Annotated in this window: 24 protein-coding genes; 10 read left to right on the forward strand and 14 right to left on the reverse strand. The window is 71.5% G+C overall.

The annotated features are described in order from the left end of the window. Window positions 1-59: 59 nt before the first annotated feature. From ACFY1T_RS05540 to ACFY1T_RS05555, 4 genes are all read right to left on the reverse strand, one after another. Window positions 60-494: a Fur family transcriptional regulator gene (locus ACFY1T_RS05540; protein ID WP_099892502.1), complete on the reverse strand. Its 435-nt coding sequence runs from the start codon at window positions 492-494 to the stop codon at window positions 60-62. Window positions 495-555: 61 nt separating this feature from the next. Continuing rightward, complete coding sequence (locus ACFY1T_RS05545) at window positions 556-1,422, reverse strand: metal ABC transporter permease (RefSeq protein ID WP_030862537.1); 867 nt, start codon at window positions 1,420-1,422, stop codon at window positions 556-558. Continuing rightward, window positions 1,422-2,213: a metal ABC transporter ATP-binding protein gene (locus tag ACFY1T_RS05550; RefSeq protein ID WP_390787077.1), complete on the reverse strand. Its 792-nt coding sequence runs from the start codon at window positions 2,211-2,213 to the stop codon at window positions 1,422-1,424. Before ACFY1T_RS05550 ends, ACFY1T_RS05545 begins: the two co-directional genes overlap by 1 nt. A gap of 23 nt (window positions 2,214-2,236) precedes the next feature. Then, window positions 2,237-3,220, reverse strand: coding sequence for a metal ABC transporter substrate-binding protein (locus ACFY1T_RS05555; RefSeq protein WP_390787078.1), 984 nt, complete (start codon window positions 3,218-3,220; stop codon window positions 2,237-2,239). A 155-nt stretch (window positions 3,221-3,375) separates the two neighbouring features. Here ACFY1T_RS05555 and ACFY1T_RS05560 point away from each other — a divergent pair, with 155 nt between their 5' ends. Beyond that, window positions 3,376-4,758, forward strand: coding sequence for a glycine--tRNA ligase (locus ACFY1T_RS05560; protein WP_390787079.1), 1,383 nt, complete (start codon window positions 3,376-3,378; stop codon window positions 4,756-4,758). A 68-nt stretch (window positions 4,759-4,826) separates the two neighbouring features. Here ACFY1T_RS05560 and ACFY1T_RS05565 read toward each other — a convergent pair whose 3' ends face one another. From ACFY1T_RS05565 to ACFY1T_RS05580, 4 genes are all read right to left on the reverse strand, one after another. Then, on the reverse strand, window positions 4,827-5,483 hold the full coding sequence (locus tag ACFY1T_RS05565; protein WP_390787080.1) for a VC0807 family protein: 657 nt from the start codon (window positions 5,481-5,483) through the stop codon (window positions 4,827-4,829). 216 nt (window positions 5,484-5,699) lie between these two features. Next, the gene (locus tag ACFY1T_RS05570) at window positions 5,700-6,293 is read right to left on the reverse strand and encodes a TetR family transcriptional regulator (RefSeq protein WP_030862553.1); all 594 of its coding nucleotides are present in this window, start codon (window positions 6,291-6,293) and stop codon (window positions 5,700-5,702) included. Window positions 6,294-6,314: 21 nt separating this feature from the next. After that, entirely contained in the window at window positions 6,315-7,343 is a 1,029-nt protein-coding gene (locus ACFY1T_RS05575; protein ID WP_390787081.1) for an aldo/keto reductase, read from the reverse strand. A 57-nt stretch (window positions 7,344-7,400) separates the two neighbouring features. Beyond that, window positions 7,401-7,745, reverse strand: coding sequence for a DoxX family protein (locus ACFY1T_RS05580; RefSeq protein ID WP_390787082.1), 345 nt, complete (start codon window positions 7,743-7,745; stop codon window positions 7,401-7,403). Between the two features lie 91 nt (window positions 7,746-7,836). On the opposite strand from ACFY1T_RS05580, the gene ACFY1T_RS05585 reads away from it, so the two are divergent. Then, complete coding sequence (locus ACFY1T_RS05585; RefSeq protein WP_234435300.1) at window positions 7,837-8,292, forward strand: MarR family winged helix-turn-helix transcriptional regulator; 456 nt, start codon at window positions 7,837-7,839, stop codon at window positions 8,290-8,292. A gap of 80 nt (window positions 8,293-8,372) precedes the next feature. Here the strand turns inward: ACFY1T_RS05585 and ACFY1T_RS05590 are convergent, their stop codons facing one another. After that, entirely contained in the window at window positions 8,373-9,824 is a 1,452-nt protein-coding gene (locus ACFY1T_RS05590; RefSeq protein ID WP_390787083.1) for a DHA2 family efflux MFS transporter permease subunit, read from the reverse strand. Between the two features lie 64 nt (window positions 9,825-9,888). Here ACFY1T_RS05590 and dusB point away from each other — a divergent pair, with 64 nt between their 5' ends. The 5 genes from dusB (at window position 9,889) to ACFY1T_RS05615 (ending at window position 16,807) form a co-directional block, all read left to right on the forward strand. Continuing rightward, window positions 9,889-11,031 (forward strand): tRNA dihydrouridine synthase DusB, encoded by a 1,143-nt coding sequence (gene dusB / locus ACFY1T_RS05595; RefSeq protein ID WP_030862564.1) that lies wholly within the window; start codon window positions 9,889-9,891, stop codon window positions 11,029-11,031. A 376-nt stretch (window positions 11,032-11,407) separates the two neighbouring features. After that, window positions 11,408-14,116 carry a pyruvate, phosphate dikinase gene (gene ppdK, locus ACFY1T_RS05600; protein WP_390787084.1) on the forward strand — a complete coding sequence of 903 codons (2,709 nt, stop codon included), beginning with the start codon at window positions 11,408-11,410 and terminating at the stop codon, window positions 14,114-14,116. Window positions 14,117-14,504: 388 nt separating this feature from the next. Further along, window positions 14,505-15,557 (forward strand): helix-turn-helix domain-containing protein, encoded by a 1,053-nt coding sequence (locus ACFY1T_RS05605; protein WP_390787085.1) that lies wholly within the window; start codon window positions 14,505-14,507, stop codon window positions 15,555-15,557. 220 nt (window positions 15,558-15,777) lie between these two features. Then, window positions 15,778-16,242: a group III truncated hemoglobin gene (locus tag ACFY1T_RS05610; protein WP_390787086.1), complete on the forward strand. Its 465-nt coding sequence runs from the start codon at window positions 15,778-15,780 to the stop codon at window positions 16,240-16,242. A 160-nt stretch (window positions 16,243-16,402) separates the two neighbouring features. Then, the gene (locus ACFY1T_RS05615) at window positions 16,403-16,807 is read left to right on the forward strand and encodes a VOC family protein (protein ID WP_384708734.1); all 405 of its coding nucleotides are present in this window, start codon (window positions 16,403-16,405) and stop codon (window positions 16,805-16,807) included. A 7-nt stretch (window positions 16,808-16,814) separates the two neighbouring features. Here ACFY1T_RS05615 and nirD read toward each other — a convergent pair whose 3' ends face one another. The 3 genes from nirD to ACFY1T_RS05630 are packed head-to-tail and all read right to left on the reverse strand — an operon-like array spanning window position 16,815 to window position 21,030. After that, a complete protein-coding gene (nirD, locus tag ACFY1T_RS05620) occupies window positions 16,815-17,159 on the reverse strand; it encodes a nitrite reductase small subunit NirD (protein WP_030862576.1) in 345 nt (114 codons plus the stop codon). Further along, entirely contained in the window at window positions 17,156-19,732 is a 2,577-nt protein-coding gene (gene nirB, locus ACFY1T_RS05625) for a nitrite reductase large subunit NirB (protein ID WP_390787087.1), read from the reverse strand. The genes nirD and nirB overlap by 4 nt, the downstream gene beginning before the upstream one ends. A 2-nt stretch (window positions 19,733-19,734) precedes the next feature. Continuing rightward, the gene (locus tag ACFY1T_RS05630) at window positions 19,735-21,030 is read right to left on the reverse strand and encodes an NAD(P)/FAD-dependent oxidoreductase (RefSeq protein WP_390787088.1); all 1,296 of its coding nucleotides are present in this window, start codon (window positions 21,028-21,030) and stop codon (window positions 19,735-19,737) included. Between the two features lie 168 nt (window positions 21,031-21,198). On the opposite strand from ACFY1T_RS05630, the gene ACFY1T_RS05635 reads away from it, so the two are divergent. From ACFY1T_RS05635 to ACFY1T_RS05645, 3 genes are read left to right on the forward strand one after another with little or no spacing between them, the layout of a single operon-like run. Continuing rightward, a complete protein-coding gene (locus ACFY1T_RS05635; RefSeq protein ID WP_390787089.1) occupies window positions 21,199-22,494 on the forward strand; it encodes a ferric reductase-like transmembrane domain-containing protein in 1,296 nt (431 codons plus the stop codon). A 37-nt stretch (window positions 22,495-22,531) separates the two neighbouring features. After that, window positions 22,532-22,831, forward strand: a complete 300-nt coding sequence (locus ACFY1T_RS05640; RefSeq protein WP_390787090.1) for a hypothetical protein — start codon at window positions 22,532-22,534, stop codon at window positions 22,829-22,831. Window positions 22,832-22,868: 37 nt separating this feature from the next. Further along, window positions 22,869-23,645 carry a TSUP family transporter gene (locus ACFY1T_RS05645; RefSeq protein WP_030862587.1) on the forward strand — a complete coding sequence of 259 codons (777 nt, stop codon included), beginning with the start codon at window positions 22,869-22,871 and terminating at the stop codon, window positions 23,643-23,645. Here ACFY1T_RS05645 and ACFY1T_RS05650 read toward each other — a convergent pair. Continuing rightward, complete coding sequence (locus tag ACFY1T_RS05650) at window positions 23,617-24,297, reverse strand: class F sortase (protein ID WP_390787091.1); 681 nt, start codon at window positions 24,295-24,297, stop codon at window positions 23,617-23,619. The genes ACFY1T_RS05645 and ACFY1T_RS05650 overlap by 29 nt on opposite strands. Window positions 24,298-24,451: 154 nt before the next feature. Next, entirely contained in the window at window positions 24,452-24,994 is a 543-nt protein-coding gene (locus tag ACFY1T_RS05655; RefSeq protein ID WP_390787092.1) for a hypothetical protein, read from the reverse strand. Window positions 24,995-25,102: the final 108 nt, after the last annotated feature.

Genomic DNA, 25,102 nt, shown 5'->3' on the forward strand with positions numbered 1-25,102 from the left:
CAACGCGGCGAGGCGCGGTGCCCGCCGCCGCGAGCCCGGCGTGATCGGCAAGACGCCCCCTAGGCGGAAGCGGCGGCCGCGCAGTCGGCGCAGGTGCCGAAGATCTCCACCGTGTGGGCCACGTTCACGTAGCCGTGCTCGGCCGCGATGGACTCCGCCCACTTCTCCACCGCCGGGCCCTCCACCTCGACCGCCTTGCCGCACTTGCGGCAGACCAGGTGATGGTGGTGGTCCCCGGTGGAACACCGCCGGTAGACCGATTCCCCGTCGCTGGTGCGCAGCACGTCGACCTCGCCGGCGTCGGCGAGCGACTGGAGGGTGCGGTACACGGTGGTCAGGCCCACCGAGTCGCCGCGGTGCTTGAGCATGTCGTGCAGTTCCTGGGCGCTGCGGAACTCGTCCACCTCGTCCAGCGCCGCGGCGACGGCTGCCCGCTGCCGGGTGGATCGTCCTCGTACTGGCGCGGTATTCATCTCGCCAGGCGCAGTCGCCACCGGTTCCTCCTCGTATCGGCCTCGGCCCATTGTGCCAGGCGGCCGCACCTCCCAGATCTGCCTAGACCTTCACATCATCGCGCGTGCAGACTTCTTCGGCGGCGCGGGCCGCGTTCGCACGGCGCCGGGCCAGCGGCGTGGACAGCGCGGTCATCACCATGAAGACGCCGATGGCGAGCAGCACGATGGTGCCGCCGGAGGGGGCGTCGATGTAGTACGTGAGCGTCGTGCCGGAGAGCGAGACCAGCACGCCGATCACCATGGCCACCGACAGGGTGGCGGTGAACCCGCGGGTGACGCGCTGCGCCGCCGCGACCGGGATCACCATCATGGCGCTGACCAGCAGCAGGCCGACGATCCGCATGGCCACGGTGACGGTGACGGCGGCGGTGACCGCGATCAGCAGGTTCAGGAAGCGCACCGGCAGCCCGGTGACCCGGGCGAACTCCTCGTCCTGGCAGACGGCGAAGAGCTGGCGGCGCAGACCGAGGGTGACGGCGATGACGAAGGCCGCGAGGATCACGACCGCGGTGACGTCCTCGGCGGAGACCGTGGTGATCGAGCCGAAGAGATAGCTGGTGAGGTTGGCCGTCGAGCCGCCCGGAGCCAGGTTGATGATCATGACGCCGCCGGCCAGGCCGCCGTAGAAGAGCATGGCGAGCGCGATGTCGCCGCTGGTCTTGCCGCGGGAGCGGATCAGCTCCATGCCGACCGCGCCGATGACCGCGACCAGGGTCGCCATCCACACCGGGCTCGCGTTGAGCAGGAAGCCGAGCGCGACACCGGTCATGGCCACGTGCCCGATGCCGTCGCCCATGACGGCCTGGCGGCGCTGGACCAGGTACGTGCCGATGGCCGGGGCGGTGACGCCGACCAGGACGGCCGCGAGCAGGGCCCGCTGCATGAAGGCGTAGTCGAGGAGGTCCATCAGCTCAGCAGTCCCGTCCGGAGCGGCTCGGCGCCGTGCGCCGCGTGGGGGTGTACGTGGTCGTGGCCGGGCAGGGCGTGCTGCCCCACGGCCTCGGGGGGCGGGCCGTCGTGGACGACGCAGCCGTCGCGCAGGACGACGGCGCGGTCGATCAGCGGCTCCAGCGGGCCCAGCTCGTGCAGGACGAGCAGGACGGTCGAGCCGGCGGCGACCTGCTCGCGCAGTGCGTTCGCGAGGACCTCCTGGTTGGCGAGGTCCACGCCGGCCATCGGCTCGTCCATGATCAGGAGTTCGGGCTCCACGGCGAGCGCCCGCGCGATGAGCACGCGCTGGTGCTGGCCGCCGGAGAGGGCGCCCACGGAGGCGTCGGCGTACTGGCTCATGTCGACGAGGGCCAGGGCCCGCTCGACCGCCGCCTTGTCGGTCTTGCGCAGGATGCCGAAGCGGGTACGGGCGAGCCTGCCGGAGGAGACGACCTCGCGGACGGTGGCCGGCACCCCGCTGGCGGCGGTGGTGCGCTGCGGGACGTACCCGATGCGCGACCATGCGCGGAAGCGGTTGAACTCCGTTCCGAACAGCGCCAGTTCGCCGTCCGACAGCGGGACCTGTCCCACGATCGCGCGCACGGCCGTGGACTTGCCGGAGCCGTTGGCGCCGAGCAGGGCGACGACCTCTCCGCGCCGGACGGCGAGGTCGACCCCGCGCAGCACGGGGCGCGAGCCGAGCGAGGCCGTGGCCCCGCGCAGGGATATGACGGGCTGGTCCGCTGCCTCCGCGGGCTGGGACTCCATGGCACGCGCCTCCGTTACTGCCATTACTTGCTACCGAGCGCCTTCTGCAGGTTCTTCAGGTTCGACCGCATGACCTCGAAGTAGTCAGCGCCCTGGGACTTGTCGGTGATTCCCTCGAGCGGGTCGAGGACGTCGGTCTTCAGGCCCGTGTCGGTGGCGAGCGACTTGGCCGTCTTGTCGCTGGCCAGCGTCTCGAAGAACACGGTCGAGACATTGTCCTTCTTCGCGACGGCCTGGAGCTCCTTCATCCGGGCCGGGCTCGGCTCGGACTCGGGGTCGACGCCGGAGATGCCCTCCTGGTCGAGGCCGTAGCGCTCGGCGAGGTAGCCGAAGGCCGAGTGCGTGGTGATGAAGGTCTTGGACGCGGTGTTCCGCAGGCCGTCCTTGAACTCCGTGTCGAGCGCGGTCAGCTTGCCCAGCAGCTCGTCGGTGTTCTTGCGGTAGTCCGCCGCGTGGTCCGGGTCGGCCTTCTCCAGGGCCGCGCCGACGCCCTTGGCGACCTCGGCGTACTTCACCGGGTCCAGCCAGACGTGCGGGTCCTCGCCGGCTTCGCCGTGGGCGTGGTCGTGGCCCTCCTCGCCCTCGGTGTGGCCCTCCGTGCCCTCGTGGGCGTGGTCGTGGCCGGAGGCGCCGTGGACCTCCAGCTCGGTGAGCTTGGCGGCGTCGACCACGTGCTTCACGCCGGACTGGGCGACGGCCTTGTCGACGGCGGGCTGCAGGCCCTTGAGGTAGAGGACGACATCGGCTTCGCCCAGCTGCCCGGTCTGCTTCGGCGTGATCTCCAGATCGTGCGGTTCGACGCCCGGCTTGGTCAGGGTGTCGACCTTCACGTGGTCCTTGCCGATCTGTTGGGCGAGGAACTGCATCGGGTAGAACGACGACATGACGTCGAGCTTGCCGTCCTTGGCACCGCCGGCAGAGGCTCCGGAGCAGGCGGTGAGGGCCGTGGCGCCGAGGGCTACGGCTCCGGCGAGGGCGGCGGCGGGTATGAGGCGTCGTACGTTCATGACATCCATTTTCATCAAAGATGGAAACGATTGTCAAAAACCCAGGTGAGGAGCCCGGGGGCGGTGCCGTGGAAGGGGAACCGATTTGAAAGGGGGGGTGCGGGCGCCGGTAACCTAAAGCCTTCGCCGTTCGTCCTCGTAATGAAGAGAGCACCGTGGCCGCCGACAAGATCGAAACCATCGTCAGCCTGAGCAAGCGCCGTGGCTTCGTTTTCCCGTGCAGTGACATCTACGGCGGCTCCAAGGCCGCCTGGGACTACGGTCCGCTGGGTGTCGAGCTCAAGGAGAACATCAAGCGCCAGTGGTGGAAGGCCATGGTCACCGGGCGCGAGGACATCGTCGGCCTCGACTCTTCCGTGATCCTCGCCCCCGAGGTCTGGGTCGCCTCCGGTCACGTCGCGACCTTCTCGGACCCGCTGACCGAGTGCACCTCCTGTCACAAGCGCCACCGCGCCGACCACCTGGAAGAGGCGTACGAGGCCAAGCACGGCCGCCTCCCCGCCAACGGCCTCGCCGACATCAACTGCCCCAACTGCGGTGTGAAGGGCCAGTTCACCGAGCCGAAGCAGTTCTCCGGCATGCTGGAGACCCACCTCGGCCCGACCCAGGACACCGGCTCGAAGGCGTACCTGCGCCCCGAGACGGCCCAGGGCATCTTCACCAACTTCGCCCACGTGCAGACCACCGCGCGCAAGAAGCCCCCGTTCGGCATCGCGCAGATGGGCAAGTCCTTCCGCAACGAGATCACTCCGGGCAACTTCATCTTCCGCACGCGCGAGTTCGAGCAGATGGAGATGGAGTTCTTCGTCAAGCCGGGCGAGGACGAGCAGTGGCAGGAGTACTGGATGCAGGAGCGGTGGAACTGGTACCGCGACCTCGGCATCCGCGAGGAGAACATCCGCTGGTACGAGCACCCGAAGGAGAAGCTGTCCCACTACTCGAAGCGCACCGCCGACATCGAGTACCGCTTCAACTTCGGCGGCAATGAGTTCTCCGAGCTGGAGGGCGTCGCCAACCGCACCGACTTCGACCTGAAGGCGCACTCCGCCGCCTCGGGCCAGGACCTCGTCTACTTCGACCAGGAGTCGAAGGAGCGCTACACCCCGTACGTCATCGAGCCGGCGGCCGGTGTGAACCGCGCCATGCTCGCCTTCATGCTCGACGCGTTCAACGAGGACGAGGCCCCGAACGCCAAGGGCGTCATGGAGAAGCGCACCGTGATGCGCTTCGACCCGCGCCTGGCCCCGATCAAGGTCGCCGTCCTGCCGCTGTCCCGCAACGCTCAGCTGTCGCCGAAGGCCAAGGGCCTCGCCGCCGACCTGCGCAAGTTCTGGAACATCGAGTTCGACGACGCGGGCGCCATCGGCCGCCGCTACCGCCGCCAGGACGAGATCGGTACGCCGTTCTGCGTCACCGTCGACTTCGACACCCTGGAGGACAACGCGGTGACCGTGCGCGAGCGCGACACCATGAAGCAGGAGCGCGTCTCCCTGGACCAGATCCAGAACTACCTGGGCAGCCGTCTGCTCGGCTGCTAGCTCTTGCCCGAAAGCCGGTGGCCCGGTGCGCGGATCGCGCACCGGGCCACCGGCTTTTCCGTACGGGCTCAGGCGGTGAGGCCCCCGGCCCGTCCGTCAGCGGCGGCTGCCGCGGCGGCGGCCCGCTTCTCGCCCTCCGCCTTGGTGCGCTTGACGAAACGGACCGTCCAGAGGGCCAGGCCGCCGAGCGTTCCGTAGATCATGAACGGGCTGAGGGTCACCATGGTGGAGGTGTCCAGGACGAACGACAGGGCGATGCGCACGGCCGCCTCGATGAGGTAGACCACGCCCCACACCAGGGTCATGCGGCGCTGTGCGTTGCGGAAGCCCTCGAACTGCCACAGGCCGTTGTAGTACGCGACGCCCGCCGGGGTGCCGTCCGTGCCGAACTTCCGGCCGAAGTAGAACATCAGCGGACGCGGCGCGAGGAGCGTGGCCAGGCACAGGACCCCGAACAGGCCCGTGACGACCGAGTCCTTGACCAGCAGGGCCTGCGTGGACTGGGCGCCCACGAGGGAGACCACGGCGGTGATCACCAAGAACACCAGGGTGACGATGGCGAACTCGTCGAGCTTGCGCCGCCAGGCCACCATGACGGCGCTGTCGAGCACCGGCCAGGCGCCGCTGGCCAGCAGGGCGGAGGCCTCGCTCCAGCCGTGATCGTCGACGAGGGTGTTGTACGTGACGATCGGTGCCACCACGTTCAGCGCGATGGTGAGGATCAAGCCGATCGCCGCGGCGCCGCCTGAGCGGGCCGGGGGCGCGGGCTGTGCTGCCTGAGCGGGTTGAGCGGGTTGAGCGGACAAGATTCCCCCTGGAACGTGCCTGATGAAGTGCGGTAGGGGGAACGTATGGACTTTGACGGGGTACGGACAAGACGGCCCCGCCCCAAATGATCATCAAGTCCTCCGGAGCGGCTCGTTCCGGACGCTTGCGGCCGGTCAGGCGCGCAGGCCCCGGATCACGAGCGCGGTGACCGCCTCGAACTCCGCGGTGATCGTGGGCTTCTGCCATTCCGGCGCGTACTGCGGATCGTGGAAACGGCCGGTGGCGTCGAACACCGCCCGTGCGGCTCCCGGAACATCGGGGGCACTGAGCGAGCCCGCCTCGACGCCCTCCGCGATGATCCGGCACAACTGCTCGATCAGCTGGCTCAGATGCTGGTCCACCACATCGCTGTTCTCGGCGAGCAGCACCGTGTACGTCGCGAACAGCTCCGGGTCGTCACCCGCCTTGTGGCGCTTGGCCTCGAACAGCGCCTCCAGCCACGCCTCCAGCTTGGAGGGCGCGGTCCCGGTGGGGGCCGACGTGATCTCTTCCAGGAGGACGACGTTCTTGGTGAGCCAGCGGTCCGTGACGGCCTCGCGCAACGCCGCCTTCGACGGGAAGTGCCGGTACACGCTGCCGTGGCTGACGCCCAGGGCGCGGGCCACGTCCACCACGGTCGCCTTGGTGGGGCCGAAGCGGCGCAGCACTTCCTCGGTGGTCTCGAGGATGCGCTCGGGGGTCAGGGGCTCGGCAGCAGCGGGGGGCATGAGTACGACCGTACCGCCCGCTCAGTGCTCGCTGTCGAGGTGGGCCATCTGCGCTTGCGGGTACCGGTCGCCGGCCGCCGCTCCCGCGGGGACCGCCTCCTCGATGGCCGCCAGGTCCGCGTCGGTCAGCTCCACGGCCATGGCACCCAGTGCCTCGGTCAGTCTGTCCCGACGGCGGGCGCCCACCAGCGGCACGATGTCCCCGCCTCGCGAGAGCACCCAGGCGATGGCGGTCTGGGCGACGCTGACCCCCTTGTCCTCGGCGACCTTGCGCAGGGCGTCGACCAGGTCGAGGTTGCGCTGCAGGTTCTCGCCCTGGAAGCGGGGGCTCATCCCGCGGAAGTCGCCGGGCGCCAGCTCCCGGTCGCGGCTGAAGTGCCCGCTGATCAGGCCGCGGCTCAGCACCCCGTACGCCGTGATCCCGATGCCCAGCTCGCGGGCGGTCGGCAGGATCTCGGCCTCGATGCCGCGGGAGATGAGCGAGTACTCGATCTGGAGGTCCGAGATCGGCGCCACGGCCGCGGCCCGTCGCAGGGTGTCCGCACCGACCTCGGAGAGGCCGATGTGCCGTACGTGCCCGGCCTCGACGGCATCGGCGATGGCGCCGACGGTCTCCTCGATCGGGACGGACGGGTCGACGCGGGCGATCCGGTAGACGTCGATGTGGTCCCGGCCCAGGCGCTGGAGCGAGTAGGCCAGGAAGTTCTTGACGGCCTCGGGGCGGCCGTCATAGCCGGTGAAGCCGCCCTCGACGGTGCGCAGGGCGCCGAACTTCACGCTGGTCAGCGCCTGCTCGCGGGCCGCGGCGGGCGCGGTGCGCAGGGCTTCGCCGATGAGCATCTCGTTGTGCCCCATGCCGTAGAAGTCCCCGGTGTCGAGCAGCGCGCTCGCGCCCTCGGGGACGGCGTCCAGGTAGGCGTGGATGGTCGCGACGGACTCGGTGCGGTCGGCTTCCCCGTACAGGGCGGACATGCCCATGCAGCCCAGCCCCAGCGGGAAGACGGAGGGGCCGGTCGAGCCGAGGGTGCGGGTGTTCTCGTTCGTGGTCATGGAACAACCATGGCATGACGGGTGACAGATTTCAATATTTGTCACCCGTCAGGGTGGCTACGCCGCCAACCGAAGGGTCAGCGCCGCCGCCGCGACCACGGCGAGGACGGCCGCCGGGGCCAGCTCGAAGTCCTTGACGCGCAGGTGGCTGATGACCGCGCCGATGAAGTAGAGCGTCACGCCGACGGCGGCGGCCACGCCCAGCGGCGTCACCCACAGGCCCGCGACCAGGCCCGCCGCGCCCGCCGCCTTCAGGGCGGCCAGCCGCGGCAGCCAGGCGTCCGGGACCTCCACCTTCCGCATGCTCGCCATGACCGCCTCGTTCCGCTGGAGCGTGAAGGTGGCGGACGCGGCCAGGACGAGTGCGAGCAGACCCGCGACGACGGCGTAGGCAATGAACATGACGGACTCCAATGATCGGTGATTTCAAATCATTGAACAGCATCAACGATCGAAACCCTGCAACCATTCCTCGATTGTTACGATGTCCGATATGACGGCAGCTCAGGACTCCCCGCACCCCCCGCAGCGACTGGGCCTGCTGCTGGCCTGGCACGGCTCGATCACCGAGACCCGCATGAAGAAGGCGCTCAGCACGGCCGGCCTCACCCCGCGGCACGCGATGACGCTGATGCACCTGGAGGGCGGCCCGATCGGCCAGCGGGCGCTCGCCGAGCGGCTGGAGGTGGATCCGAGCGTGCTGGTCGGCATCCTGAACGACCTGGAGGGCGAGGGCCTGGCCGTCCGCCGCCGGGATCCGGCGGACCGCCGCCGTCACAACGTGGCCATCACCGAGGCCGGATCGAGCGCCCTCGCCAAGACGAACGCGGCGCTCGACGAGGTCGAGCTGTCGCTGTTCTCGGCGTTCTCGCAGCAGGATCAGGACTCCCTGCGCGCACTGCTGGGCCGGATCGACTCGAACGCCGAACACTTCGAATGCGGCGAGTAGCCCCGGACGAGCGCCCGGCCAGGCTCCGCGGCCCGTCCGGCGGATCACGGCCGGGTAGGAACCGGGCCGCGTCCCGCGGGTCAGCCGCGCGGTGGAGCCGAAGTCCGTGACGCGCCTGCCGCCGGCTGCTCCAGCGCGCGGGCCGTCCGCGCGGCCGTCGCCATGGCCCACCGGCCACTGGTGGCGGCGCCCACCACGAGCGCGAGCAGTCCGCAGCCCGTGATGATCCACCAGGCCGGCCGCGTCGCCTCGACGAAATCGGCGCCGCCCGCCGTCCCGGCCGCCAGGACCGCGCCGATCACCGCCACGCCCAGCGTGCCGCCGGTCTGCCTGCTGGTCGAGGCGACTGCGGCCGCCACCCCCGCCTGGGCCCGGGGCATCCCGGAGACCGCCGTGTTCGTGATGGGCGCGTTCACCATGCCGAAGCCGAGCCCGAACAGCACGTACGCGGTGAACAGCAGCGGTGTCGACGTCTCCGCCGAGAAGGCGGCGAACAGCACCCCGCTCGCCGCCATCGCCGTCCCCGCGATCAGCAGCGACGGCCGCGGCCCCCGATTGCCCACCAGGCGCCCCGACAGGGGGGCGCAGAGGAAGGTGAGCAGGGCCATCGGCAGCATGTAGAGCCCGGCCTCGAGCGCGCTGAGCCCCCGTACCTCCTGCAGGTACAGGGTGTTCAGGAACAGGAACCCCGACAGCGCGGCGAAAGCGCCGATCGCGATCACCGTCGCGCCGCTGAACGGAGCGCTCCGGAAGAACCGCGGGTCGATCAACGGCTCCGTACGGCGCGGCTCGTACAGGAGCAGCCCCGCCAGCGAGGCCACGGCCAGGGCGGCGCAGCCGAGGATGACCGGGGAGTCCCAGCCGGCGCTCGGCGCCTCGATGATCCCGTACGTCATGGAGCCCAGCAGGGCCATGACCAGCAGCTGGCCCACCGGGTCCGGGCGGCGCGGGCGCGCGGCGCGGGACTCGGGGACGAACCGCAGGGTCAGGACCAGGGCCAGCAGCCCGATCGGGAGGTTGATCCAGAAAATCGACCGCCAGCCGACGGACTCCACCAGGAGCCCCCCGATCAGCGGTCCCACGGCCATGGAGATGCCGACCACCGCGCCCCAGGCGCCGATGGCCCGGGCCCGCTCGCGCGGATCCGTGAAGGTGTTGGTGATGATCGACATGGCGACCGGGTTGAGCATCGAGCCCCCCACGGCCTGGACCATCCGGAAGGCGATCAGCCACTCCAGCGCCGGCGCCAGCGAGCAGAGCAGCGAGCCGGCCGTGAAGAACACCAGGCCGACGGTGAAGACCCTGCGGCGTCCGATCCGGTCCGCCGTGGATCCCGCCAGCATCAGGAGCGAGGCCAGGACCAGCGTGTACGCGTCGATCGTCCACTGCATGCCGGAGACCGAGGCGCCCAGCTCGCGGCGCATCGAGGGAAGGGCGACGTTCAGGACGGTCACGTCGAGGCTGACGATGAGCAGGCTCATGCAGCAGATCGCCAGGACCAGCATCCGCCGTCGGCGGCTCAACTCCGACATGGTTCCGATAGTACGCCTAACTAAAGAGATGCGTGCTCCACTCCGGCTGGGCGACAATGGGGGGATGACCACGCTCCCCCCGCCGCTCGCGATCGGCCCGCACACCGTGCAGCCCCCTGTGGTGCTCGCCCCCATGGCCGGCATCACCAATGCCCCGTTCCGCACCCTCTGCCGGGAGTTCAGCGGCGGCAAGGGACTGTTCGTGAGCGAGATGATCACGACCCGCGCCCTGGTCGAGCGCAACGAGAAGACCATGCAGCTGATCCACTTCGACGAGACCGAGAAGCCTCGCTCGATCCAGCTGTACGGAGTCGACCCGGCGACGGTCGGCAAGGCGGTCCGCATGATCGTCGAAGAGGACCGCGCCGACCACATCGACCTGAACTTCGGCTGCCCGGTGCCCAAGGTGACCCGCAAGGGCGGCGGCTCCGCCCTCCCGTACAAGCGGAACCTGCTGCGCGCGATCCTGCGCGAGGCGGTCGCGGGCGCCGGCGACCTGCCGGTCACCATGAAGATGCGCAAGGGCATCAACGACGACCACCTCACCTACCTGGACGCCGGCCGCATCGCCGTCGAGGAGGGCGTCACCGCCATCGCCCTGCACGGGCGCACCACGGCCCAGCACTACGGCGGCACCGCCGACTGGGACGCCATCGCGCGGCTCAAGGAGCACGTGCCGGAGATCCCGGTGCTCGGCAACGGCGACATCTGGTGCGCCGAGGACGCGCTGCGCATGGTCCGCGAGACCGGCTGTGACGGCGTGGTCGTGGGACGCGGCTGCCTCGGCCGCCCCTGGCTGTTCAACGACCTGGTCGCAGCCTTCGAGGGCCGCCCCGAGGACTTCCACAAGCCCACGCTGCGCGAGGTCGCGGCCACCATGCACCGGCACGCCCAGCTGCTGGGGGAGTGGATCGGTGACGAGGCGCGCGGGGTGATCGACTTCCGTAAGCACGTGGCCTGGTACCTCAAGGGCTTCTCGGTGGGTTCCGAGATGCGGAAGAAGCTCGCGGTCACCTCGTCCCTGGCCGAGCTGAACGCTCATCTGAGCGAGCTCGACCTGGACCAGGCGTGGCCCGAGAGCGCGGACGGCCCGCGCGGCCGGACGTCCGGAAATAACCGGGTTGTCCTCCCGGATGGCTGGCTGAAGGATCCGTACGACTGCGCGGGCGTGAGCGAGGATGCCGAACTGGACACGTCCGGGGGCTGAGAATCAGCTGACAAACTATGCCACCAGCGGCGTGACATACGCCACGCATGGGTGGGGTTGCGCTCACATGAGCGCGAAAATCACGGGTATGACTTCCAAAGGGTGGCACTGGGTGCCACCCTTTGTGCGTTCAAGACTTGAACGCAAATGTATCGATGATCGCTCATCCGAGCGGAAACAGGCCCCAGGAGGCCCTTCCGGTTTCGGGAGGTGAACGCTCTTCGTATGTTCTGGCTACCCATCGGTTACTTTCGATCTGGTGGCGCACGAGTGGTTACAGGCACATGACGACCAAGTGGACGTACCCAGAAGCCTTCGATCTGGGTATGTTCCTGGCCGTCAGGGCAGCCACCGAGTCCTCGAGGAGTCGAGACCCGTGTCGGAAAACAAAGATCAGAAGTTCGTCTACGACTTCACCGAGGGAAACCGCGACCTCAAGGACCTTCTCGGCGGCAAGGGGGCCAACCTCGCCGAGATGACCAACCTGGGTCTGCCGGTCCCTCCCGGCTTCACCATCACCACCGAGGCCTGCAAGGTCTACCTCGACAGCGGTGAGGCCCCGGCCGCGCTGCGCGACGAGGTCAGCGCCCACCTGGCGGCCCTCGAGGCGAAGATGGGCAAGAAGCTCGGCCAGTCGGACGACCCGCTGCTGGTCTCCGTGCGTTCCGGTGCCAAGTTCTCGATGCCGGGCATGATGGACACGGTCCTCAACATCGGCCTCTCCGACGAGTCCGTGGCCGGCCTCGCCTCCCAGGCCGGCAACGAGCGCTTCGCGTGGGACTCGTACCGCCGCCTCATCCAGATGTTCGGCAAGACCGTCCTCGGCGTCGAGGGCGAGCTCTTCGAGGACGCCCTCGACGAGGCCAAGACCGCCAAGAAGGTCACCGTCGACACCGACCTCGACGCCGCCGACCTCAAGAAGCTGGTCACCCGCTTCAAGAAGATCGTCGCCGAGCAGGCCGGCCGCGAGTTCCCGCAGGACGCCCGCGAGCAGCTCGACCTCGCCGTCGAGGCGGTCTTCAACTCCTGGAACACCGACCGCGCCAAGCTCTACCGCCGCCAGGAGCGCATCCCGAGCGACCTGGGCACCGCGGTCAACATCTGCTCCATGGTCTTCGGCAACCTGGGCCCCGACTCCGGCACCGGCGTCGCCTTCACCCGCGACCCGGCCAGCGGCCACGCGGGCGTCTACGGCGACTACCTGCAGAACGCCCAGGGCGAGGACGTCGTCGCGGGCATCCGCAACACCGTCCCGCTGGCGGACCTGGAGTCGATCGACAAGGCTTCGTACGACCAGCTCATGACGATCATGACGACGCTGGAGACCCACTACAAGGATCTCTGCGACATCGAGTTCACCATCGAGCGCGGCCAGCTGTGGATGCTGCAGACCCGCGTCGGCAAGCGCACCGCCGGCGCCGCCTTCCGCATCGCCACCCAGCTCGTGGACCAGGGCCTCATCGACGAGGCCGAGGCGCTCCAGCGCGTCAACGGCGCCCAGCTCGCCCAGCTGATGTTCCCGCGCTTCGACGAGGGCGCCAGCACCGAGCTGCTCGGCCGCGGCATCGCCGCCTCCCCGGGCGCGGCCGTCGGCAAGGCCGTCTTCGACTCGTACACGGCCGTCAAGTGGTCCCGCTCCGGCGAGAAGGTCATCCTGATCCGCCGCGAGACCAACCCGGACGACCTGGACGGCATGATCGCCGCCGAGGGCATCCTGACCTCGCGCGGCGGCAAGACCTCGCACGCCGCCGTCGTGGCCCGCGGCATGGGCAAGACCTGCGTCTGCGGCGCGGAGGACCTCGAGGTCGACACCAAGCGCCGCCGGATGACGGTCGGCGGCACGGTGGTCGAGGAGGGCGACGTCGTCTCCATCGACGGCTCCACCGGCAAGGTCTACCTCGGTGAGGTACCCGTCGTACCGTCCCCGGTCGTCGAGTACTTCGAGGGCCGCATGCACGCCGGCGCCGACGACGCCGACGAGCTCGTCCAGGCCGTCCACCGGATCATGGCCTACGCGGACCGCGTCCGCCGGCTGCGGGTGCGCGCCAACGCCGACAACGCCGAGGACGCGCTGCGCGCCCGCCGCTTCGGCGCCCAGGGCATCGGCCTGTGCCGCACCGAGCACATGTTCCTCGGCGAGCGCCGCGAGCTGGTCGAGCACCTGATCCTCGCGGACACCGACAAGGAGCGCGAGGCGGCACTGAGTGCCCTCCTGCCGCTCCAGAAGAAGGACTTCGTCGAGCTGTTCGAGGCGATGGACGGACTGCCCGTCACCGTCCGTCTCCTCGACCCGCCGCTGCACGAGTTCCTGCCCGACATCACCGAGCTGTCGGTGCGCGTCGCCCTCGCCGAGGCCCGCAAGGACGCCAACGAGAACGACCTGCGCCTGCTCCAGGCCGTGCACAAGCTGCACGAGCAGAACCCGATGCTGGGTCTGCGCGGCGTCCGCCTCGGCCTGGTCATCCCCGGTCTGTTCGCCATGCAGGTCCGGGCGATCGCCGAGGCCGCGGCCGAGCGCAAGAACGCCAAGGGCGACCCGCGGGCCGAGATCATGGTCCCGCTCGTGGGCACCGTCCAGGAGCTCGAGATCGTCCGCGAGGAGGCCGACGCGGTCATCGCCGAGGTCGAGGCCGCCACGGGCACCAGCCTCAAGCTGTCCATCGGCACGATGATCGAGCTGCCGCGCGCCGCCCTGACCGCCGGCCAGATCGCCGAGGCCGCGCAGTTCTTCTCCTTCGGCACGAACGACCTGACCCAGACGGTGTGGGGCTTCTCCCGCGACGACGTCGAGGCCAGCTTCTTCACCGCGTACCTGGAGAAGGGCATCTTCGGGGTCTCGCCGTTCGAGACCATCGACAAGGACGGTGTCGGCGCCCTGGTCCGCAGCGCGGTCCAGGCCGGCCGGGAGACCCGCCCCGACCTCAAGCTCGGCGTCTGCGGCGAGCACGGCGGCGACCCCGAGTCCGTCCACTTCTTCCACGAGGTGGGTCTCGACTACGTCTCCTGCTCGCCCTTCCGGATTCCGGTGGCGCGCCTGGAGGCCGGCCGTGCCGCCGCCGAGGCGAAGGGCAGCGACAGCCGCTGAGTCCCTCCAGGCCTGACACGGCCCGCTGACTGCGCGTCCGCCCCCGGGTTCCCTGACCCCCGAGGGCGGACGCGCCTCTTTTTGTCGTTCAACAAATCTTTACGCCAGCAGGCGGTGGACGGATCCCCACCCGTCCACCGCCTGCCGGCAATCTGCCAGGCACGTCGGCGCTTCCCGGTGCGACCGACCGCCAGGCCCCGCAAAGCCCCCCACGGCCTTCACGGAGCGTTTCGGTCGCACCGGAGTGTGCCTGGCGGAGTACAGGATTTCGGTTGTCACGCCCCCGCCGAAAGGGGTTTCAACTGTGGCTGAAAGGGCGTGGTGACGTCGTGTGACGGCATGCATACTCATGGAGCGGGGGGATTGCGGTTGCACAGGTGGGGGTTCGGTGCTGCGTATCCATTTCACTGGAGTGGACCTGGCACGCGTACGGATGGCAGGGCGTCCCGATGCGTTGTGGGAAACGATTCTGAGTTTTCACCGCTTAAGAGACCGGCGTGATGCCCGGCTCTTCGGTGAATGGCGTACGGAAACCCGGAGCAGGTTGAATAGTGAAACACGTTTGCTCGGTGCGCTCATACCGAGTCGTGGTTATTTTCCCGATTTCCTGACCCCTGTGGAGGGGCAGTACGGGTGGGACGTGGGCCTGGACGCCCTGCGCGGGATCCGTCCCGAGCGGATGCGGCGCGAGCTGGCGCTGCTGGGCGCGGGCACCGGTGTCGGGGCCGCCTTCGGCATGCCCTCGGCCGTCAGCGGGGGCGCCGACGCGCCGGTCCCGCGGCGGCTGCGGGACTTCATGGAGGGCGGCACCAAGCACCTGCCGAGGCTGCTGGGCGAGCTGCGCGGCTACCACCGGGCGGCCGTGGAGCCGTACTGGACCCACATACAGGCCCAGATCGAGGCCGAGCGGGCCGCGCGCGGCCGGGCCCTGCTGGACGGGGGCGCGGACGAGCTGCTGGCCTCGCTGCCGCCGATGCTGCGCTGGCGGGCGCCGGTCCTGGAGTGCGACTACCCGGTCGACCGCGACGTACGGCTGCGGGGGCGCGGGCTGCTGCTCCAGCCGTCGTTCTTCTGCCGGCGCACCGCCGTGACCCTGCACGACCCGGAGCTGCCGCCGGTGCTGGTCTATCCGGCGGCGGCGCAGCTGGCCTCGGCCTCCGCCTCGGGTGAATCGATTCGCCCCTTGGAGGAGCAGCGCCAGCGCACCCTGGGCAAGCTCGTCGGGCACACCCGCTCGGTGGTGCTGCGGGCCATCGGCGACGGCGCCACGACCAGCGAGCTGGCCCGCCGGGCCGGGGTCTCGCTGGCCTCCGCGAGCCAGCACGCCTGCGTGATGCGCGAGGCGGGCCTGGTGACCACCCTGCGCCGGGGCAATGCCGTGCTGCACACGGTGACCCCTCTGGGGGCCGCGCTGCTGAAGGGCGGAGCGGTGGCCTCCTAGCGGCCCTGCCGGACCGGCCTGCGGGGGCGGCCGGTCCGGCCGGTCCCGCAGGCCGCCGAGGCCCCCGGGAGCGGCCGTACGGGCCGTCCGGCCGGTCCGGGCCGGGGGCCGCCCGGCGGCCCCTGCACGGACAACCGGTTCGCCCGCGGTCCGCACGAAGTGACGAACGGCGGGACTTTCCGCCCTGGGACACCCCCGCGTGCGCCAGGATGGTGAAGCCATGAACCAGTTCGCCGCGGACAAAGACATCTGCGGCCGCGCCGACCTCACCGTCGTGCTGCGCCGCTTCTACACCGCCGCTTTCGCCGACCGGCGGATCGGGCCGTTCTTCACCGAGATCGCCGGCACGGACCTGGAGGTCCATCTGCCCCGCATCACGGATTTCTGGGAGCGGGCCCTGTTCCGCACGGCCGGTTACGGACGCGACGCCTTCGGCCCGCACGCGGCCCTGCACACGGCGCGGGCGATGACCGCCGAGGACTTCGGGCGCTGGGTCCAGCTGTGGAACGCCGCCGTCGACGGCCTGTACCGGGGACCGAACGCGGAGCGGGCCAAGGCGACGGGCGAGCGGATCGCCCTGGCCCTGCACAGGCGCCTGGCCGGGACGGACCCCGCGCTGCTCCGGCGGGAGGACGCCCAAGGATTCGTCCCGCTGGCCGCCCTGCAGCTCCGCTCACCGGCCTGACCTGCGTAAACGCGCCCGTCCGGCGGTCCGCGGGGAACCGGCGGCGCAGCTCCCGGAGAAATTTCCGCGGGAGCGATGAGTTTTCCCGGTGCCCCCGGTCTATCTCTCGAAAGCGCACACGAGACGCACGCGACGCACACACGAGAGAAGAGGGACCGAGATGCCCACCATGATCTTCGTCAACCTGCCGGTCAAGGACATCGAGGCCGCCAAGGCGTTCTGGGTCAAGCTCGGCTACTCCTTCAACCCCCAGTTCAGCGACGAGCAGACCGGCTGCCTGGTCATCAGCGACACGATCTTCGCGATGCTGATGACCGAGGCCCGCTTCAAGGACTTCGCGACCAAGGAGGTCGCGGACGCCACCAAGACCACCGAGGTGATGCTCGCCCTGAGCGCGGAGAGCCGGGAGCAGGTCGACGAGGTGGTCGGCGCCGCCCTCGCGGCGGGCGCCACCGAGCCCCGCCCGGCCCAGGACCTCGGCTTCATGTACGGCCGTGCGTTCGAGGACCTGGAGGGCCACGTCTGGGAGTACGTCTGGATGGACCCGGCGGCCGTCCAGGGCTGATGCCCCGCTACGCCACCGCGGCCGAGGTCACGGCGGTCCGCACCGGGTAGGTCCGGACCGCCTCCGCCTCGTCGTCCAGGCAGCGCCCCGAGACGAGGTCGAAGCGCTGCTTCAGCAGCGGCGAGGCGACGAAGGGCCTGCCCTGCGCGCACCCGACCAGCCCCCGCGAGAGCACGGCCGCCCCGGTGAACGGATCACGGTTGTCGATGGCGTACGTGCGCCCCGACCGGTCGATGAACACCGCGGCCTGGCTCCCGTCGGGCAGCAGGACCGCCACCCCCCGCCCGGGGGTCAGGTCGGACAGTTCGCACACCGTCAGCCAGCCTTCGCTCACGTGCAGTTCCACGGTCATCGGGTGCCTCCCACGGCCTCCAGCGGCCGGATGTCGAGAATGGTCAGGTCGGGCTTGACCTGGTCGCGTTCGGGAACGAACTTCACGGTCGGGTCGGGAGCGCCGGGCGCGTTCACGAAGGACACGAACCGCCGCAGCCGCTCCGGGTCCTGCAAGGTCTCGGCCCATTCGTCCCGGTAGTGGGCCACGTGGTCGGCCATCAGCGACTCCAGCTCCGCGCACAGCCCGAGCGAGTCGTGCACGACCACGTCCCGCAGGTGGTCCAGGCCGCCCTCCAGCCGGTCCAGCCAGGTGGAGGTGCGCTCCAGCCGGTCCGCCGTGCGGATGTAGAACATCAGGAACCGGTCGATGAGCCGGACCAGTTCCGCGTCCGACAGGTCCTGGGCCAGCAGGTCCGCGTGGCGCGGGGTGGCCCCGCCGTTCCCGCCGACGTAGAGGTTCCAGCCGTTGGCCGTCGCGATGACCCCGAAATCCTTGCTCTGCGCCTCCGCGCACTCGCGGGCGCAGCCGGAGACCGCCGACTTGAGCTTGTGCGGGGCGCGCAGGCCCCGGTAGCGCAGCTCCAGGTCGATGGCCATGCGGACGGAGTCCTGGACCCCGTACCGGCACCAGGTCTGGCCCACGCAGGACTTCACCGTGCGCAGGGCCTTGCCGTACGCGTGCCCGGACTCGAACCCGGCCTCCACGAGCCGGGCCCAGATCCGCGGGAGCTGGTCCACGCTGGCCCCGAAGAGGTCGATGCGCTGGCCACCGGTGATCTTCGTGTAGAGCCCGAAGTCGCGGGCCACCTCGCCGATCACGATGAGCTTGTCGGGGGTGATCTCACCGCCCGGGATCCGCGGGACGACCGAGTACGAGCCGTTGCGCTGGAGGTTCGCGAGGAAGTGGTCGTTGGTGTCCTGGAGGGCGGCCTGCTCCCCGTCGAGGACGTAGCCGCTCGCGCCGAGCGTGGGGGCGAGCGAGGCGATGATCGAGCCGACCGTCGGCTTGCAGACCTCGCAGCCGTCGCCGCCGCGGGCCTCCTCCCGGCCGTGCCCGTCGAGGAGCTGCTCGTACGAGGTCAGGCGGCGGGTGCGGACGATCTCGTAGAGCTCGGCGCGGGTGAAGGGGAAGCAACCGCACAGCCCCTTGTCGGCGGCCGCGGGCAGCAGCTGGCCGATCATCTTGACGCAGCTGCCGCAGCCGGTGCCCGCCTTCGTGCACTGCTTGACCTCGGGGAGGGTCGAACAGGCGGTGATCTCCTTCTTGGCGACGTTGTGGCAGGAGCAGATCACCGCGGAGTCGGGCAGCGCCGACGGGCCGAGCGCGACGGGTGCGCCGAGGCCGGCGGGCAGGACCAGCTGGTCCGGGCTGACCGGCGGGACGCTGCCGGTGAGCGGGCGCAGCAGGCCGTACGAGTCGGCGTCGCCCACCAGGACCCCGCCGAGCAGGACCCCGTCGGGGGAGACGACCAGCTTCTTGTAGATCCCGGAGCGGGAGTCGGAGTAGACGACGTCGAGGCTGCCGGGGGCCGCGCCGTGGGCGTCGCCGAAGGAGGCCACGTCCACGCCGAGCAGCTTGAGCTTGGTGGAGAGGTCGGCTCCGGTGAACTCCTTGTCCCGGCCCAGGAGGTCCTCGGCGGCCGTCTCGGCCATCTCGTACCCGGGGCCGACCAGCCCGTACACCCGGCCGTCTGCGGCCAGCGCGCACTCGCCGATGGCGTAGACGCGCGGGTCGGAGGTGCGGCAGCGGGAGTCGACGCCGATGCCGCCGCGCTCGCCGACGGTCAGGCCCGAGGCGCGGGCGAGCTGGTCGCGGGGCCGGACCCCGGCGGAGAAGACGACGAGGCCGGTGTCGACGGTGGAGCCGTCGGAGAGCCGCATGCCGCTGACGGAGCCGTCGGCTCCGGTGAGCACCTCCTGGGTGCCGACGCCGGTGTGGACCGTCAGCCCCATCGACTCGATGGTGCGCAGCAGGGCCGCGCCGCCGCCGTCGTCGATCTGGACGGGCATCAGGCGCGGGGCGAACTCCACGACGCGGGTGGCGAGGCCGAGACCCTTGAGGGCGCCGGCCGCCTCCAGTCCGAGGAGCCCGCCGCCGACGACCGCGCCGCCGGGGGCTCCCCCGGACGGAGTCCGGGGGAGGGCCTTCGCGTACTCCTCGATCGCGAGCAGGTCCTCGATGGTGCGGTAGACGAAGCAGCCGGGGGCGTCCTTGCCGGGGACGGGCGGCACGAAGGGGTGGCTGCCGGTCGCGAGGACCAGCACGTCGTACGGGAACACCCGCCCGGAGCGGGAGGTGACGGTGCGGGCGTCGCGGTCGATGGACTCGGCCGGGTCGCCGAGGTGCAGCTCGATGCCGTGCTGCTCCATGAACCCGGCGGGGGTGAGGGAGAGGTCCTCGGGGGTGCTGCCGGAGAAGTACGAGGTGAGGTGCACGCGGTCGTAGGCGGGCCGGGGTTCCTCGCAGAGGACGGTGATCCGGTGCGTGGCGGTGGCCCCGCGCTCGGCGAGGGCCTCCAGGTAGCGCTGGCCGACCATGCCGTGACCGATGAGCACGATGGCGGGGGTGGGCGTGGGCGTGGCTGCGGCCATGATCAGGAGCCTCCGTCGTCGGTGAGCAGGTGGAACAGGTCGGTCAGGGCCTCGGCGTCCTCCCAGCTGCGGGCGAGGGCGCCCACGGTGGAGAGTTCGCCGAGGAGGACCCCGCCGACGAGGCGGTCGCCGCGGACGACGACCTTCCGGTAGGTCCGGCGGGTGGCGTCGGCGAGGCGGACCACGTCGTCACCGGGGAGCGGGGTGGTCTCGCCGAAGGCGGCGAGGTCGAGCGGGCCGGGGCCGCCGGGAGCGGTGGCGGTGCCCGCGGCCGTGCCGAGGGTGAGGCGGGTGAGGGCGCGGGTTCCGGTGTATCCGGGGGCGGCCCCGCCGGTGGTGGCGCCCAGCTGCTCCGCCAGGGCGTCCGCCTGTTCCAGGGCGGGGCCCGCGAGGCCGTACACCCGGCCGTCGTGCTCGGCGCAGTCGCCGATGGCGTGGATGCGGGGATCGCTGGTCCGCAGCCGGTCGTCCACCACGATCCCGGTGCGCACGTCGAGCCCGGCGGCGAGCGCGAGCCCGGTCCGGGGCCGCACGCCGCAGGCCAGTACGACGACATCGGCGTCGAGCCGGTATCCGTCGGCGAACTCGACCCCGGTGACGCGCCGGCCGGCCGCACCCCGCGCCTTCACCGTCAGGCCGCGGACCCGGCACCCGGTGTGGACCTCGATGGAGAGGCTGGTCAGGTGGGCGTGCAGCAGCGCCGAGGCATCGGCGTCCAGCTGGCGCTCCATCAGCCGTTCGCCCTGCTGGGCCAGGACCACCTGGGCGCCGCGCTCGGCCAGGGCGCGGGCCGCGGAGACGCCGAGGAGGCCGCCGCCGATCACCACGGCGCGCACGCCGGACCCCGCGGCCACCGCGGCCGTCAGGGCGAGGCAGTCGTCCATGGTGCGGAACGCGTGCACCCCGTCGGGGAGTTCCCGCCCCGCCGGCTCGAACAGGCCGCGCAGCGGCGGGAGGACCGCGTTCGAGCCCGTGGCCAGGACCAGCGCGTCGTACCGCTCGGTGCTGCCGTCGTCGCAGTGGACCGTCCGGTCGGCGCGGTCGACGCGGACCGCGCGGACGCCCCGCCGCAGCGCCGGGCCGGCGTCCGGGAGGGCCGTCACCTCCGGTGCGTACCGGCCCGCGAGGACCTCCGCCAGCAGGACCCGGTTGTACGGAACGTGCGACTCCTCGCCGAGGACCGTCACCTCCGTGCGCGCGCCGTCCTGCGCGCCGTCCCGCGCGCCCAGCCGTGCGGCGAGCCGCAGGCCCGCGAGGCCGCCGCCGATCACCACCACGCGCCGCTGTTCCGAGGTCATGGCACGAGCGTGCGCGTTCGCTGTTTCCCCGCCGCATCGCCGCTGTTACCCGGACGGAACGCGCACCTCAGCGCCCGGGTTAAGGGTCGGTGAGGCATCCCTCAAGGGCGGCTTAAGGATGCGTTCGGGCAGGTCGGCGGGGATCGGGCCGCCCTTAGCGTGATCCCCGTGCGAGATGCGGCGATGCGGGTCAAGGGCGGGATGCTCGGCGGGGCGGGGCTGGTGGCGCTGCTGTGGGCGGCCCAGGTGCGGCCCTCCGCGCGGCTCGACGCGCTGTTCGCCACCGCCGCGCACCTGACCGGCCTGCTCGCCGGGTACGGCGTGCTCGTACTGCTCTTCCTGATGGCCAGGGTGCCCGCCGTCGAGCACGGGGTCGGCGCCGACCGGCTCGCCCGCTGGCATGCGCGGGGCGGCCGGCACGTGCTGCTGCTCTGCCTCGGGCACGCCCTCTTCGCCCTGTGCGGGTACGCGGTCCACGAGGGCGTCGACGTGGTCTCCGCCCTCCGGGGCCTGTTCGGCTACCCGGCGGTGGCCGCCGCCTTCGCCGGGACGGCCCTGCTGGCCGCCGTCGGGGTGAGCTCCGCCCGGGCGGTACGCCGCCGGGTCAGCCACGAAACCTGGCGCGGGGTGCACCTCCTCGTCTACCTCGCCGCCTCCCTGGCCTTCGGCCACCAGCTCGCCGGGCCCGATCTCGCCCTGACCGGCTGGTTCTGGGCCCTCGCCCATGCCGGCGTCGCCGTCCTGCTGCTCTGGTACCGGGCCGTGGTCCCCGTACGGCAGGCCCTTCGGCACGCGCTGCGGGTCGCCGAGGTGCGGGTCGAGGGGCCCGGGGTGGTCTCCGTCGTCGTGTACGGGCAGCACCTGGCGGAACTGCGCGCGGAGCCGGGCCAGTTCCTGCGCTGGCGGTTCCTGCAGCGCCGGCTGTGGCACACCGCCCTGCCGTTCTCGCTGTCCGCGCCGGTCCAGGGCCACGCCCTGCGGATCACCGTGAAGGCGCTCGGCGGGCACTCCCGCCGGATCCGCCGGCTGCGCCCCGGGACCAGGGTCATCGCCACCGGGCCCTTCGGGGCGCTCACCGCCGCCCGGCGGACCCGGCCCAAGGTGCTGCTGATCGCGGGCGGGGTCGGCATCACGCCGATGCGGGCGCTGTTCGAGACGCTGCCCGGCGGGCCGGGGGAGGTCACGCTGCTCTACCGGGCCGGGGCCGCGGAGCACCTGGTGCTGCGCTCGGAGCTGGAGGCCATCGCCGCCGAGCGGCAGGCCGGGCTGCACTACCTGCTCGGGTCCTCCGACGCCGCCTACGATCCGCTGGCCCCGCAGGCGCTGCTCGCGCTGGTGCCGGAGCTGACCGAGCACGACGTCTACCTGTGCGGGCCGCCGGGGATGGCCGAGGCGACGCGGAGCGCGCTGCTGAGGGCCGGGGTGCCGCCCGGGCGCATCCATTGCGAGTGCTTCAGCTTCTGACCCCGACCCGCACGTGATTCCGAGAGGCCGCCGCGCCATGCGCCATCCGCTGCACGTCCCCCTGTCCGTACCGGTCGGGGGTCCCACCTCCGCGCCCGAGCCCGTGCCCGTACCCGCGAACCGGCACCGCAAGCCCCGGCGGTCCTCCGCCGTGCGGGCGGGCGCGGCCGCGCTGGCCGCCGTACCGCCCGCGCGGCGGCTCGCGGCCGGGCTCGGGCTGGCCAGTGTGCTGGCCGCGACGGCGCTGACGGCGACCGTGGATCCGGCCGCGCCGGTGGCCCCGGACCGGGTGCCGGCCCGGCAAAGCTCAACCTTTGCGCAAGTTTCCGGAGACTGATGGTTGCTGCACCCATCGGCTCCATAGGGTCATGGTCGTGCCTGACATATCAACGACCATGATCATCGTCCTGTGCGTGGCCGCCGCCGCGGCCGGGTGGATCGACGCGGTGGTGGGCGGCGGCGGCCTGCTGCTCCTGCCCGCCCTGCTCCTCGGCCTGCCGAACGCGCACCCCGCCGCGGTGCTCGGCACCAACAAGGCCGTGGCCATCGTCGGCACCGCGGGCGCCGCGGTGACGTACGCGCGCAAGGCGCCGGTGGACGTGAAGCTCGCCGTCCGGATCGGCATCGCGGCGCTCGCCGGATCCATGGGCGGCGCCGCGCTGGCGGGCGGGATCAGCAAGGACACCATGCGCCCGCTCATCATGGGCGTGCTCGTGGTCGTCGCGGGCATCGTGATCTTCAAGCCCGGCTTCGGCACCGCCCCCTCGACCGCGCCCGTCAGCCGGCAGCGGGTGCTGCTGGCCATCGGGCTCGCCGGCCTCGGCATCGGCTTCTACGACGGGCTCATCGGGCCCGGCACCGGCACCTTCCTGGTGCTCGCCCTGACCGCGCTGCTCCACCTCGACCTGGTCACCGCCTCCGCGACCGCCAAGATCGTCAACTGCTGCACGAACGCCGGGGCGCTCGCGATGTTCGCCTACCAGGGCATGGTGCTGTGGCAGCTGGCCGCGCTGATGGCGGCGTTCAACCTGGCCGGAGGCATGGTCGGTGCGCGGATGGCCCTGAAGAAGGGCAGCGGGTTCGTACGCGGCGTGCTGCTGACGGTGGTCGCGGCGCTCGTGGTCAAGCTCGGTCTGGAGCAGTGGGGCTGACGGGCCGCCCGGCCGTGTCGCCGGACGCTCCCTGATACGTGCCGGTGAGGTGGGCGAAGACGACCACGTTGCCCTGGTAGCCGGTTCGCGGCGAGAATCCCCCGCCGCAGGTGATCACGCGGAGCTCCGCGCGCGGCGAGGGCCCGTACACGCGGGAGTCGGGGAAGTGGTCGGCCCCGTACACCTCGACCGCGTGGACGGTGAACACGGCCGTACGCCCGTCCGCGCGCGGCACCTCGATCGAGGCTCCGCGGTGCAGCGCACCCAGGTGGTAGAAGACCGCCGGGCCCGTGGCGTCGTCTACGTGGCCGACGACGACGGCGGTGCCGGCCGCGCCGGGGGTGGTGCCGTCCCGGTACCAGCCCGCCAGATCGTGGCGGGCGGGCGGCGGCACCTCGATGCCGTCGTCGGGGCCGAGCCCCAGCCCGGTCAGCGGGGCGTCCACCCGGATGGACGGGATCCGGATCCGGGTGGGCGGGGAGCCGGGGAGCGGGTCGATGCTGCCGGGATAGCGCGCCCGCGTGCCGAGCGCGTCGGCGGGGGAGGGCAGCGGAGGGCCGGTCGACTGGCCGGAGCCGCTGCAGACGAGCCAGACGCCGACGCAGGCGGCGACCGCGACGAGCCCGCCGCGTCCGGCCTGGCCTCTGCCCATGGGTGCCCCCTGACAGTGTGATCCGGTCCGTGTTCCGTGTTCCGTGCTGCGTGAGGCAGGCCGTCGCCCGGCCCCGCGAACGGGGGGACCTCGCGGGGCGGGCGACGGGGGACGGTACCGGTCGGACCGCGGCCGCAGCCGCGGTGGGCGCCCGTCAGCTCCGCGTGCCGCTCGCCCGGCGACGCAGGAACCAGGTACCGCCGACGGCGGCCGCGGCCAGCACGGCCGCTCCCGCCGTGATCTTGGTGGGGTCGACGGTGCTGGTCGTCGCACCACCCGCCCCGGTGCGGACGTGGCCCTTGGGGCCGCGTTCGGTGACGACCAGGTCGCCGGTGGCGAATTTGCCATCGGCGCAGGTCGCGCCGATGTTGTAAGTGCCCGGGTGAATTCCGCGGGCGATCTGGAACTGCCCGACGACCACCTCTTTGTGGGTACCGGGGACCAATTTGAAACGGCCGCCGCCGACCGTGGTGGCATCGCCGTCGGCGTGGCTGCCCGTGCCGCAGGCGGTGGTGTTCACGGTGACACTGGCCCCGGGAGCGGCTGTTTTCGGCCAAACTTCGAGCTTCGCGAAGTCGCCGGGTGCGAAGCCCGCCGTGCCGAGCTCCGCGGCGGCGACCGCCCCGGCGACCGGGCCCGTGAACGCGGCGGCGGTCAGCGCGGTGGCGGTGAGCACGTGGGCGGTGCGTCGGCGCATGAGGGCTCCTGGAGACACGGGGTCGTGTTCCCGAGCAAACCCGGCCCGGCCGCGGCGCGCCTGCTGATGTTCCGTCAGATCGGCTGGGCCGGCCGCCGTTTCCGCAGG

Source organism: Streptomyces sp. NPDC001194 (assembly GCF_042896985.1).
In the GTDB taxonomy this organism is placed as follows: Bacteria; Actinomycetota; Actinomycetes; order Streptomycetales; family Streptomycetaceae; genus Streptomyces.

Coding starts and splice junctions, on each gene's coding strand:
- ACFY1T_RS05615 (WP_384708734.1), top strand. CDS start 16,403: ATGCCCACCATGATCTTCGTCAACCTGCCGGTCAAGGACATCGAGGCC.
- ACFY1T_RS05550 (WP_390787077.1), bottom strand. CDS start 2,213: ATGGAGTCCCAGCCCGCGGAGGCAGCGGACCAGCCCGTCATATCCCTG.
- ACFY1T_RS05570 (WP_030862553.1), bottom strand. CDS start 6,293: ATGCCCCCCGCTGCTGCCGAGCCCCTGACCCCCGAGCGCATCCTCGAG.
- dusB (WP_030862564.1), top strand. CDS start 9,889: ATGACCACGCTCCCCCCGCCGCTCGCGATCGGCCCGCACACCGTGCAG.
- ACFY1T_RS05655 (WP_390787092.1), bottom strand. CDS start 24,994: ATGCGCCGACGCACCGCCCACGTGCTCACCGCCACCGCGCTGACCGCC.
- nirD (WP_030862576.1), bottom strand. CDS start 17,159: ATGACCGTGGAACTGCACGTGAGCGAAGGCTGGCTGACGGTGTGCGAA.
- ACFY1T_RS05640 (WP_390787090.1), top strand. CDS start 22,532: ATGCGCCATCCGCTGCACGTCCCCCTGTCCGTACCGGTCGGGGGTCCC.
- ACFY1T_RS05580 (WP_390787082.1), bottom strand. CDS start 7,745: ATGTTCATTGCCTACGCCGTCGTCGCGGGTCTGCTCGCACTCGTCCTG.
- ACFY1T_RS05545 (WP_030862537.1), bottom strand. CDS start 1,422: ATGGACCTCCTCGACTACGCCTTCATGCAGCGGGCCCTGCTCGCGGCC.
- ACFY1T_RS05555 (WP_390787078.1), bottom strand. CDS start 3,220: ATGAACGTACGACGCCTCATACCCGCCGCCGCCCTCGCCGGAGCCGTA.
- ACFY1T_RS05575 (WP_390787081.1), bottom strand. CDS start 7,343: ATGACCACGAACGAGAACACCCGCACCCTCGGCTCGACCGGCCCCTCC.
- ACFY1T_RS05610 (WP_390787086.1), top strand. CDS start 15,778: ATGAACCAGTTCGCCGCGGACAAAGACATCTGCGGCCGCGCCGACCTC.
- ACFY1T_RS05585 (WP_234435300.1), top strand. CDS start 7,837: ATGACGGCAGCTCAGGACTCCCCGCACCCCCCGCAGCGACTGGGCCTG.
- ACFY1T_RS05630 (WP_390787088.1), bottom strand. CDS start 21,030: ATGACCTCGGAACAGCGGCGCGTGGTGGTGATCGGCGGCGGCCTCGCG.
- ACFY1T_RS05590 (WP_390787083.1), bottom strand. CDS start 9,824: ATGTCGGAGTTGAGCCGCCGACGGCGGATGCTGGTCCTGGCGATCTGC.
- nirB (WP_390787087.1), bottom strand. CDS start 19,732: ATGGCCGCAGCCACGCCCACGCCCACCCCCGCCATCGTGCTCATCGGT.
- ACFY1T_RS05650 (WP_390787091.1), bottom strand. CDS start 24,297: ATGGGCAGAGGCCAGGCCGGACGCGGCGGGCTCGTCGCGGTCGCCGCC.